Below are 1355 nucleotides of genomic sequence, written 5' to 3' on the forward strand. Positions count from 1 at the left end.
GAATAACGGAGTCGGAGAAGAATTTTTTTCGCCCAATGTCGAAACACTTTCAACTGATGGCGTTTGCTGGGTAAACGCAGTATATAGACAAATCGACGCATTATATCGGCTAATCTACCAGACCGCCGAGCTTGTAGGGTGCGTTCCCTAATCTGGATCCTACTGCTCCACCGATCGATTTTTGGGAACGCACCATGCCCATAGATTGAAGTTGTGAGTTTAAGTGCGATGCCGAAGGCACTACGCCATTGCCGTATGTAGCTTAAAGCTTGAGAGCCAACTAACAAAAATATGCCCAGAGGTGGGTTAGTCATCTATCGGATTAAAATGTAAAGAGAATAATCACCTATACTTCAATCTAATATCCATCCTATGCAAATTACCCTCAACCTTGATGAATCGCTTCTCAAGGAAGCCTTTCAACTGACTAACCTCACCACCCAAGAGGAACTAATGAATCTTGCTCTACAAGAATTCGTAAGATCCCGCCGTAAGAAAAACCTTCTCGACCTTGCCGGACAAATTCAATTTGCTCCAGATTTTGATTATAAAGCCCTACGTGAAACTCGTCATGTTGCTGATTGACACATCTGTGTGGATCAGCGTCTTCCGCGATCGCAGTGGTCAAGTTCGCCAGCAACTGGAAACGTTAATTGCAAATCGTGAGATTTTACTCACCCGCTTTACCCAGCTTGAACTGCTTCAAGGGAGCTTAAACGAGCAAGAGTGGACAATCCTCTCTACTTACCTCGAAGTGCAGGATTATGTTGAACTCAGGCCTTCTTCCTGGCAAGCGCCTGCACGTATTTACTATGATCTGCGTCGTCAAGGATTGACTGTTCGCAGCCCAATTGATTGCTGTATTGCTCAAGCGGCACTGGAAAATGATCTGCTTCTGATTCACAACGACCGTGATTTTGAAACCATTGCTCAAGTGCGATCTCTTCAAAATCTCCGTTTTCAGCCCTAGGGTGCGTCCCCTAATCTGGCTCCTACTGCTCCACCGATCGATTTTTGGGAACGCACCATGCCCATTGATTGAAGCTGTGAGTTTAGTTGCGATGCCGAAAGCACTGGTTGGTCTATCGGCGCGTTACGAGGGCAAGCCTAATCGTAATCAAATTCAGAATGGTACAGTCACACGAAGGTGGCATTGGAACAGTGGAAGAATGCAAACTAAAACCTGGGCTTGGAGCGCAAATTGGTGAAACTATCTTCATCGAAAATTTGGGTCTGAAACCCCGTCGTTCTACGACGGCTTTACTGTTAAATATGAGCATCGTTTACGAAATATATGCTAAAATGTGAGGTATGGAAAAAGCCTATTCGTTTCGATTTTACCCCACACCCGAACA

3 protein-coding genes and 1 pseudogene are annotated in these 1355 nt (G+C 45.2%); 3 read left to right on the plus strand and 1 reads right to left on the minus strand.

Features of this window, described 5'->3' with window-relative positions; all coding sequences use genetic code 11:
• Positions 1-122: pseudogene (locus tag PX636_RS16175) on the minus strand (NAD(P)/FAD-dependent oxidoreductase); the annotation flags it as partial.
• 250 nt (positions 123-372) lie between these two features.
• Here PX636_RS16175 and PX636_RS16180 point away from each other — a divergent pair.
• The 3 genes from PX636_RS16180 to PX636_RS22730 all read left to right on the plus strand — a co-directional run.
• Positions 373-585, plus strand: a complete 213-nt coding sequence (locus PX636_RS16180; RefSeq protein WP_041804466.1) for a type II toxin-antitoxin system VapB family antitoxin — start codon at positions 373-375, stop codon at positions 583-585.
• Entirely contained in the window at positions 572-970 is a 399-nt protein-coding gene (vapC, locus tag PX636_RS16185) for a type II toxin-antitoxin system VapC family toxin (RefSeq protein ID WP_288117824.1), read from the plus strand. Before PX636_RS16180 ends, vapC begins: the two co-directional genes overlap by 14 nt.
• A 341-nt stretch (positions 971-1311) precedes the next feature.
• The coding region (locus PX636_RS22730; protein ID WP_353737494.1) for a helix-turn-helix domain-containing protein at positions 1312-1355 on the plus strand (44 nt) is incomplete at its 3' end.

It is taken from the genome of Microcystis sp. M53598_WE2 (assembly GCF_030067735.1).
Lineage (GTDB): Bacteria > Cyanobacteriota > Cyanobacteriia > Cyanobacteriales > Microcystaceae > Microcystis > Microcystis aeruginosa.

Bases quoted from the DNA above. Each gene is read 5' to 3' on its own strand.
- PX636_RS16180 (WP_041804466.1), top strand. From the start codon at position 373: ATGCAAATTACCCTCAACCTTGATGAATCGCTTCTCAAGGAAGCCTTT.
- vapC (WP_288117824.1), top strand. From the start codon at position 572: ATGTTGCTGATTGACACATCTGTGTGGATCAGCGTCTTCCGCGATCGC.